The sequence below is a fragment of the Tepidimonas sp. genome (assembly GCF_036825565.1).
In the GTDB taxonomy this organism is placed as follows: domain Bacteria; phylum Pseudomonadota; class Gammaproteobacteria; order Burkholderiales; family Burkholderiaceae_C; genus Tepidimonas.
In genome coordinates this window covers 1-8,443 of record NZ_DAISXZ010000087.1, presented here as the reverse complement: position 1 = coordinate 8,443, position 8,443 = coordinate 1, and the positions used below count along the sequence as shown (strand labels likewise).

The 8,443-nt window shown below is 69.9% G+C and carries 8 protein-coding genes and 1 pseudogene; 2 read left to right on the top strand and 7 right to left on the bottom strand.

Annotated elements, in window-relative coordinates:
• The 4 genes and pseudogenes from V7026_RS10245 to V7026_RS10230 all read right to left on the bottom strand — a co-directional run.
• A pseudogene (locus tag V7026_RS10245) lies at positions 1-237 on the bottom strand (hypothetical protein); the annotation flags it as partial.
• Positions 238-355: 118 nt separating this feature from the next.
• Positions 356-1,771: a type I glutamate--ammonia ligase gene (glnA, locus tag V7026_RS10240; RefSeq protein ID WP_334155286.1), complete on the bottom strand. Its 1,416-nt coding sequence runs from the start codon at positions 1,769-1,771 to the stop codon at positions 356-358.
• A 153-nt stretch (positions 1,772-1,924) separates the two neighbouring features.
• Positions 1,925-2,767, bottom strand: coding sequence for a competence/damage-inducible protein A (locus V7026_RS10235; protein ID WP_334155285.1), 843 nt, complete (start codon positions 2,765-2,767; stop codon positions 1,925-1,927).
• Entirely contained in the window at positions 2,764-3,669 is a 906-nt protein-coding gene (locus tag V7026_RS10230) for an EI24 domain-containing protein (RefSeq protein WP_443082350.1), read from the bottom strand. Before V7026_RS10230 ends, V7026_RS10235 begins: the two co-directional genes overlap by 4 nt.
• A gap of 49 nt (positions 3,670-3,718) precedes the next feature.
• On the opposite strand from V7026_RS10230, the gene V7026_RS10225 reads away from it, so the two are divergent.
• Positions 3,719-4,567, top strand: coding sequence for an alpha/beta fold hydrolase (locus V7026_RS10225; RefSeq protein ID WP_334155281.1), 849 nt, complete (start codon positions 3,719-3,721; stop codon positions 4,565-4,567).
• Here the strand turns inward: V7026_RS10225 and V7026_RS10220 are convergent.
• On the bottom strand, positions 4,539-5,312 hold the full coding sequence (locus tag V7026_RS10220) for a 16S rRNA pseudouridine(516) synthase (protein WP_334155279.1): 774 nt from the start codon (positions 5,310-5,312) through the stop codon (positions 4,539-4,541). The genes V7026_RS10225 and V7026_RS10220 overlap by 29 nt on opposite strands.
• 68 nt (positions 5,313-5,380) lie before the next feature.
• Between V7026_RS10220 and V7026_RS10215 the strand changes: the two genes are divergently transcribed.
• Complete coding sequence (locus V7026_RS10215) at positions 5,381-6,016, top strand: DUF2062 domain-containing protein (protein ID WP_334155277.1); 636 nt, start codon at positions 5,381-5,383, stop codon at positions 6,014-6,016.
• An 11-nt stretch (positions 6,017-6,027) separates the two neighbouring features.
• Here the strand turns inward: V7026_RS10215 and V7026_RS10210 are convergent, their stop codons facing one another.
• Positions 6,028-7,302: a heme biosynthesis protein HemY gene (locus tag V7026_RS10210; protein ID WP_334155275.1), complete on the bottom strand. Its 1,275-nt coding sequence runs from the start codon at positions 7,300-7,302 to the stop codon at positions 6,028-6,030.
• 48 nt (positions 7,303-7,350) lie between these two features.
• Positions 7,351-8,443: uroporphyrinogen-III C-methyltransferase (locus tag V7026_RS10205; protein WP_334155273.1), on the bottom strand; the 1,093-nt coding region annotated here is incomplete at its 5' end.

Genomic DNA, 8,443 nt, shown 5'->3' with positions numbered 1-8,443 from the left:
CCCCGCCGCCCCGCCGGCGGGGCGTGTGCCTTCGACGATGGTCAGGTTGCCGCCCTGCATCTCACGGCAGCCGCGCGCCGCGGGGTTGGGGCCGGGGTTGTTGGTGTACTCGTTGCCACAGCGCCAGATGGCACCGGTTTGCGCCCAGGCCGTCCCGGCGGCAAACCCCACGGCGGCCGCCCATGCGGTGGCTATGCCCGCCTTGCCCCATCGCCGAATGTTTTGCTGCAACGACATGCCAACCCTGATCCACAGAATGCGTCACGACACAGTATCGTTCAAAACGGCTGGGGGCGGCACACGGCCGCCCCCAGGGTGTTTCAGCGGGCCGCCCGCCGTGGGCGGCCCGTTCGCATCACAGGCTGAAGTACATGTCGTACTCGGTCGGCGTGACCTCGACGCGGGCGCGGGTGACTTCCTGCATCTTCAGCTCGATGTAGGCATCGAGCATGGAGTCGGTGAACACACCGCCCTTGGTCAGGAAGGCGCGGTCCTTGTCCAGGTAGTCCAGCGCCTGATCCAGGCTGTGGCACACGGTCGGCACCAGCTTGTCCTCCTCCGGCGGCAGGTGGTAGAGGTCCTTGGTGGCGGCCTCGCCCGGGTGGATCTTGTTCTCCACGCCGTCCAGACCGGCCATCAGCAGCGCCGCGAAACACAGGTACGGGTTGGCCATCGGGTCCGGGAAGCGGGCCTCGACGCGGCGCGCCTTCGGATTGGCCACGTACGGGATGCGGATGGACGCGGAGCGGTTCTTGGCCGAATAGGCCAGCTTGACCGGGGCTTCGAAGTGCGGCACCAGACGCTTGTAGCTGTTGGTGGTCGGGTTGGTGATGGCGTTGAGCGCGCGGGCGTGCTTGATGATGCCGCCGATGTAGTACAGCGCAAAGTCGCTCAGGCCCGCGTAGCCGTCACCGGCGAACAGGTTTTTGCCGTCCTTCCACACCGACTGGTGCACGTGCATGCCGCTGCCGTTGTCGCCGTGGTAGGGCTTGGGCATGAAGGTGGCCGTCTTGCCATAGCTGTTGGCCACGTTCCAGATGACGTACTTGAGCACCTGCGTCCAGTCGGCACGCTCGACCAACGTGCTGAACTTGGTGCCGATCTCGCACTGGCCGGCACCGGCCACCTCGTGGTGGAACACCTCGACCGGAATGCCCAGCGACTCCAGGATCAGCACCATCTCGGCGCGCATGTCGTGCGTGCTGTCCACCGGCGGCACGGGGAAGTAGCCGCCCTTGGTGCGCGGACGGTGGCCGCGGTTGCCGTTTTCGAACTTGGTTCCGGTATTCCAGGGTGCTTCGTACTCTTCGATTTCGTAGAAGCAGTTGCCCGGGTTGGTGCTCCAACGCACACCGTCGAACAGGAAGAACTCCGGCTCGGGGCCAAAGTAGGCGGTGTCACCCAGGCCCGACGCCTTCAGGTAGGCCTCGGCGCGCTTGGCGATCGAGCGCGGGTCGCGGTCATAGGCCTTGCCGTCGCTGGGCTCGATGACGTCGCACTGCAGGTACAGCGTCGTCTCTTCGAAAAAGGGGTCCAGGTTGGCGGTGTTGGGGTCCGGCATCAGCAGCATGTCGGATGCCTCGATGCCCTTCCAGCCGGCGATCGACGAGCCGTCGAAGGCGTGGCCCGACGTGAACTTGTCTTCGCCGAAGGCGGAAATCGGCACCGTCACGTGCTGCTCTTTGCCGCGGGTGTCGGTGAAGCGAAAGTCGACGAACTTGACGTCGTTCTCCTTCACCATGTTCATCACGTCGGCGACGGTCTTGGCCATCAGTGTGCTCCTAAGAGGTTCGGGTCGAGGGAAAGGACTGAAGTCGGACACTGGAAAGCAGGTTCCATGCCAGATCCATGCGTGGTGCATGTCGCCCCGGATGGACGCTTATGCACCATTTACACGCATATTGCACTTTCGTGGTGCGCTCCATCACCGCACCAATTCGGGGCCCAGCCGCACAGGCATGGCCCGCAAGGCGTCCAGCATCGCCTCGTACGCGGCCGCCGCGCCCGCGTCGGCGCCCTTGACCCCGAGTTCGATGTGCCGCCCCCACTGCGGGTGGTCGACGCTGGGCAGGCTAAACACCTTGACCCCGGGGTGCTCGGCTTCAATGCGCTCCATCAGCGGGGTCAACGTGGCCTCGATGCCGCCGAAAACGATGACCGAACGCTCGCGCTGCCGGGACTGCCCGAAATGCGCGCGGTAATGGGTGTCGAGCACCCACTCGATCATCGGCCAGGCCATGACGGGAAAGCCTGGCACGAAGTGCACCGTGCCACCCCCGGGGCCGTTGCAGGCAAACCCCGGAATGCGGTTGTACGGGTTGGGAATGAGGCGCGCGCCCACGGGAAACACCCCCATGTTGAGGCGGTGCACATTGTCGGGGCGATCGGGCTCGAAGGGTAGGCCCTGCTCCGCCGCGACTTCGCGCATGCGCTGCTCGATCAGGGCCTTGGCCTCGGGGTGCAGCACCGCCTCCACCCCCAGGGCGGCCGCAGCTGCCTGGCGGGTGTGGTCGTCGGGGGTGGCGCCGATCCCTCCGGTGGAAAACACCACATCGCCGCTGGCAAAGGCCTGCCGCAGCACCTCGGAAATGGCCGCGCGATCGTCGCCCACATAGCGCGCCCAGTCCAGGCGCAGACCGCGGGCGCCCAGCAGTTCGATGACCTTGGGCAGATGCTTGTCCTGGCGCTTGCCAGACAGGATTTCGTCGCCGATGACGATGAGGCCGAAGCGCGGGGCGGCGGCCGCAGCGGGGGATACAGGCGTCATGGTGCAGGGGGAAAAGGAAGCGGGCGGGCCTCGACGTCGACGATGCGGTCCGCAGGGACGGGGGGAGCCGCAGAGACCGGAGGGCCGGGCGGCACCGACGGGGTGGCGGCTTCGCGCCGCAGCTCATCCAGCGCCTGCAGCAGATAGTGGGCGTACCACAGCGACGCAAAGGCGAACACCAGCGCGTAAATCCAGATGGCCAGCGGCACGAGCAGCGGGGCCAGCGCAATGAACATGGCCCCTGAGGCCCACAGCACGCTGGGTGCCGCACTGATCAGGCCCGCAATCACCCCCATGACCAGCAAGGGCACGCGGTGGCGGGCCAGAAGGGTGCGCCGTTCGTCCACCGAGGCATGTTCGGCCAGCGCATCGTAGGCGAACACGCGGTAGGTCAGCCAACCCCAGATCAGCGGGGGCAGCACGAGCACCAGCGGCGGAATCAACCAAAAGGGCAGCGACACCACCAACATCAGCACGGCCAGCACGGTGGACCACAGGGACCAGCCCACGCTGCCCAGCACTCCGCCGCCGCGGCGCCGCTGCAGGTCCGGGAAACGCCGCTGGGCGACCAGATCCACCATGGCGGGGGTCATGAAAAACGCTACCAGCAGCAACGCCAACACGACGATCAGCGGCGTGGCCATGACGAGCACCAGCAGCGGTGCGACCACTGCCCGCAGCGCCCCCAGCCCCACGCTGTCCAGCCAGCCGAGTACGAATTCGACCAGCGACCACGTCTCCAGCCAGGCGAGCACGGCATCGACCGCCCGGTCCCAGAACCAGTAGCCCAGGGCGAACGCCCCCGCCACCATCAGCACCAGGGGCAGCAGCGACAGCGCAATGACCCGCGGGTGCAGGCAATACGCGACCGAGCGCCAGAACGAACCGAGCAGCACACGCATGTCGTAAGCATAACCGGCGATGCGGCCCGGGGGCTCTACCATCATGGGCATGGAGCCGACCGCCCCACCCAACCCGCCTCTTACCGACCCACCCGCCGAGGCGTCGCTGGATCCGCCCATGCGCGTCGTCATCGACGGCGTAGGGCTGGAGGTCCAGGCGATTCGTCCGGCCTCCGCTCGGGCGCTCGCCCCCATCGTCTTTTTGCATGAAGGGCTGGGGTCGGTGGCGATGTGGCGGCAGCGCGGCGGCCACTGGCCCTCGGCCCTGTGCGCCCGCACCGGACGCGTGGGCTGGATGTACTCCCGGCGCGGCTACGGGGCCTCCGACCCCATCCCCGACGTGCGCGGAAGCGGCCGGCAGGGGCCGGATTACATGCACCGCGAGGCGTTCGACACCCTACCCTGCCTGCTGCAGGCGTTGGGGCTGCAGCAGCCCGTGCTGGTGGGCCATTCGGACGGCGCGACGATCGCACTGCTGCACGCCAGCCAGCACCCGGTGGCGGCGTGTGTGGCGATGGCGCCCCATATCTTCGTCGAAGACGTGGCCCTGCGCGCGATTGCCGCCGCGCGCGACGCCTACCCCCTAGGCCTGCGCGAGCGGCTGGCACGCTACCACGCCGACGTGGACAACGCCTTCTGGCAGTGGAACGATGTTTGGCTCTCGCCGGCGTTTCGCGCGTTCGACATCCGGGCGGCGTGCGGCCGCATCGCTGCACCGCTGCTGCTGGTGCAGGGCACCGACGACGAGTACGGCACCTTGGACCAACTGGACGCGATCGCGGCGGGCGCGCCACAGGCCCAGCGGCTGGTGCTGCCGACATGCGGCCACAGCCCGCACCGCGACCGACCCGACGCTTTGCTGCAGGGCGTCAGCGCGTTTCTGGACGCGGTGCCTTGACGCCCCCTGCCGCCTGGAGGGCGGCCACCTCGTCCGCGCTCAACCAGCGCCACTGGCCCGGCGCCAAATCGGCGGGCAAGACCACGGGGCCGATGGCGGTGCGGTGCAGCGCGTCCACCCGGTTGCCCACCGCCGCCACCATGCGCTTGACCTGGTGGTAGCGACCCTCGGTCAGGGTCAGGCGCAGCCGGTTTACGTCGATGCGCTCCACCGCCGCGGGCGTCACCGGTCGCGGGTCGTCGTGCAGCACGACGCCAGCGCGCAGTCGCTGGATCTGTCCCTCGTCGACCGGGTGCCGGCAGGTCACCTCGTACACCTTGGGGACGTGGTGGCGCGGCGAGGTCAGACGGTGGATGAAAGCCCCGTCGTCCGACAGCAGCAACAGGCCGGTCGTGTCCTGATCGAGTCGGCCGATGGCCTGCACACCGTCCGCCGCCCCAGCTGGGCGCCGGCGCAGCGGCGCGGGCAGCAAGGTGTGCACGCCCAGCCAGGCCGAGGGTCGGCGCGAACATTCGTAGCCGGCGGGCTTGTGCAGCATCAGATAGGCCCGCGGCCGATACGGCCAGCAGACCCCCTCCACCCAGAACGGCAGGTCCGGGACGAGCTCGTCCGGGGACACGGGCTCGTCCGGATCGAAGACGGGGCGCCGGTCAGCCCCCGCTGCCACCGCCCCGCTCAGGATCAGCGCCCGACAGACTCGGCGGGTACCAAACCCTTGCAAATACAACACATCTTCCCATCGCATGGGGGACGAGGATAGCGGGGATCGCGGCGAATGCGTCACAATCTGGGTCGTTTCGTACACCTCTGGCCATGAGAGCGCGCGTCCAGTCCCTACTGCCTAGCCGCGAGCGCCTGCACGACATGCGCTGGCTGCGCTGGTTTGCCCCGCATCTGCACCACCCTCGGTTGTGGCACATCAACCGCAAGGGGCTGGCGCTGGGGTTGGCGCTGGGGGTGTTTTTCGGGTTGTTGATCCCCGTGGCGCAGATCCCGGCCTCAGCCGCGCTGGCGGTGTTGCTGCGCGCAAATGTGCCGGCCGCCGTGGCGAGCACGCTGGTGACCAATCCGGTCACCTTTGGGCCGGTGTACTTTGGGGCATACAAACTGGGCGAGTGGGTGCTGCAGGCTGAACCCAGCGCGGCGTCCCCCCGCAGCGGCGCCGATGCTATCGTCTTGTCCGCACCGAGGGCCGACGCCGGCGCAGCGACCGGCGCAAGCGCGGCGACCGACGGCTCCGGCGGGTCGTGGCTGGCCGACTTCTGGCACTGGATCACCAACGTCGGCAAACCCCTGGTGGTGGGCTTGGCCATCGTCGCCAGCCTCACCGGCGTATTGGTGTATCTGGCCGTCCACTGGGCGTGGATTTTGAAGGTGCGTCTGACGCAGCGCCGCCGGCGGCGTCAGCGCTTGGGCCGCGCCCGTGCGCAGCGGGCACGACAGTCCTAAGCGGGGGCCGTTTAGGTCAGCGCGGCCTGCTTCCAGGCGTGGCCGGCGGCGGCCTCGTCACCGCGCTGCTCGGCCAGTTCGGCCAGCGCGCACCAGCAGCGCCGGCGCAGATCGCGGTCGTCCAGACCACGCACCGCCTGTTGCAGCAGCGTCTGCGCCTTGCCCCACAAGCCGCGGGTGCGGTACGCCTGTCCAGCCAGGTATTGCAGACCGGCATCCGACGGGTTGCGCCGCTGGGCCTCCTCCAGCCGGGGCAGCCAAGCAGCATCCAGCCGCGTCAACCAAGGCTCGACCACGGCGACGGCCCGCAGCCGATCGGCGCCCGTGAGGGTGTCGTAACCCGCCCAGGCCACGCGGATGGCTTCGTCCACTGCGCGGGGCACCGGCCCCGTGGCATCGAGCAAGCCCTCGGCCACCAGCCGCTCGACATGCGCCAGCAAGGCCAGCGCCCGGGCGGGGTCGCGGCGCTCGTCGCCGTGCAGGCTGCGCCACACGGCAAACAGGCCATCCTCGTCACGCGCATCGCGCAGAGCCTCGATCCACAGTCCCCGCAGAACGGTGCGCACCGCCTCCGGCGAAAAGGCGCGGTGTTTGGCGAGCAGACGCGCCATGTCCAGCGCGGCACGGCTGTCGTGCCGCAATTGGGCCAGCCGCAGCCGCAGGCGCACCGCCTGGATGCGGCGGGCCGCCCCTTGGGGCAGTTCGGCCAGCCAGCGCGCCGCCTCGGCGGGGTCCCGGGCCTCGATGGCCCACTCGGCGGCCCGCAGCAGCGCGCCTTCGCGGGCCTCGGGCGCACCGCGGGCGCGCGTCGCATCGGTGGCCGCCGCCAGCCAAGCGTCGCGCTGTTCGCGCTGGCCCAGTTGCTGGGCGCTCTCGGCCGCGGTCAGGTGCGCCAGCACCCACAGCGCATCGGCATACGGCACGGTGTCACGGTCGGCCGCCTGCAGGCGCGCGATGGCCTCGCGCGCCGCCCTCTGAGCGCGGACGAAGCGCCCACCCAACTGGTGCCCCCAAGCCTGCAGCAGCAGGCCCACGGTGGCCCGCTCCTGCTGCAGGGCCCGCCAACGGCTGGCCCGGCGCGGCAGCTCGCGCAGCAAAGCGATACCCCGCAAGGCGGCATAGCCAAACACGAAACCGGCGACCGCGACAATGAGCACCAGGTTGAGCGATACGTCCACCCGCCAGGGCGGCCAGAACAGCGACACCGTGGCGGGGTTGTCGCCCATCAGCAGCGCGGCGACGACCGCCAGCGCCGCCACGAACAGCAGGCCGAAGACGCCCTTCACCGTCCGCCTCCACAGTCCGATGCCCCCTGGCGGGTGCGTACGGCCATGTCAGCGCCCTCCCGCCGCGGCGGACAGCGCCGCCAGCGTTTCGTCGGGCCGGGGCAAGGTCTCCTGCCGCAGATCGCGCTGCAGCGCAGCCAGGGTGTCGAGCGTCTGGCGCATGCGCGGCGCGTCGGTCTCGAAGTAGCGCCGCAGGTGGCGCTCGACGGTGCGCACATCGGCGCGCGCGCTTTCGAACTGCCGCGCTACCAGGCCCAACCGGGCGTTGAGCAGCATCAGGCGCACGTTCTCGCGCAGAAAGTAGGCATGCTCCGGCGCAAGCAGCACGGCCTCCGGGTCGATGCGGCGCAGCCGGACCAGGTCGCGGGTGGCACCCTGGAGCCGCGCCCAGCCGGCCTCGACCCAGCGTTGGACGCTGGCGCGCGCGCGCGCCCAGGCGGAGTCGGTCGCCACCCCGCCCTCCCCGGCCATCGGTGCCGGCAACGGCTCCCCCGCTGGTTCGGGCGTGCCTGCGGGGCGGATCGGTTCGTCCAGCGGCGGGCCGGATCGCAGAGGCCACTCGTCCACGGTGCGGGCCAATTCGTCCAATCGGGTGACCAATGCGGGCACGTCCACCAACGACGCGGCCCGGATGCGCTCCAGATCGCGGGCGATGGCCCGCTGCACGGGATTCAGGCGGGGCTGCGCGGCGCGCTCGATGCGCTGGTGGGCGCCCTGCAGCGCCGTCACCACGGGCTGGACGCTGCCGGTGAGCTGGCTTTGCTGGATGGCCAGGCGCAACGCCGCTTCCAGATCCTGCACCAGGGCATCGTCACGCGAACGCGACACCGACAGCATCAACTCCTCGAGTTGAGTGCGCTGCAGCGACACCTCCGACAGCTTCACCTCCGCCACCCCAAGCCGAGCCTGCAGATCGGCCACCGCCGCCTGGGCCTGGTCGGCCAGCACCCGCGCCGCGGCCAGCTCGGCCTGGGCGTCGGTGGTTCGGCGCGCCAGCTCCTCCTGCGTGCGCGCCAGGCGCTGCCATAGCACGGCGGTGCCCGCCAAAGCCACCACGGCGAGCCCCGCGGCCACCGCAGCAAGCAGGCGCGAAGAGCCACCTGCCACGCCCGTTTGAGAGGCGGGCGGCGGGGTGGTGGGG

Coding starts and splice junctions, on each gene's coding strand:
- glnA (WP_334155286.1), bottom strand. CDS start 1,771: ATGGCCAAGACCGTCGCCGACGTGATGAACATGGTGAAGGAGAACGAC.
- V7026_RS10235 (WP_334155285.1), bottom strand. CDS start 2,767: ATGACGCCTGTATCCCCCGCTGCGGCCGCCGCCCCGCGCTTCGGCCTC.
- V7026_RS10230 (WP_443082350.1), bottom strand. CDS start 3,669: ATGCGTGTGCTGCTCGGTTCGTTCTGGCGCTCGGTCGCGTATTGCCTG.
- V7026_RS10225 (WP_334155281.1), top strand. CDS start 3,719: ATGGAGCCGACCGCCCCACCCAACCCGCCTCTTACCGACCCACCCGCC.
- V7026_RS10220 (WP_334155279.1), bottom strand. CDS start 5,312: ATGCGATGGGAAGATGTGTTGTATTTGCAAGGGTTTGGTACCCGCCGA.
- V7026_RS10215 (WP_334155277.1), top strand. CDS start 5,381: ATGAGAGCGCGCGTCCAGTCCCTACTGCCTAGCCGCGAGCGCCTGCAC.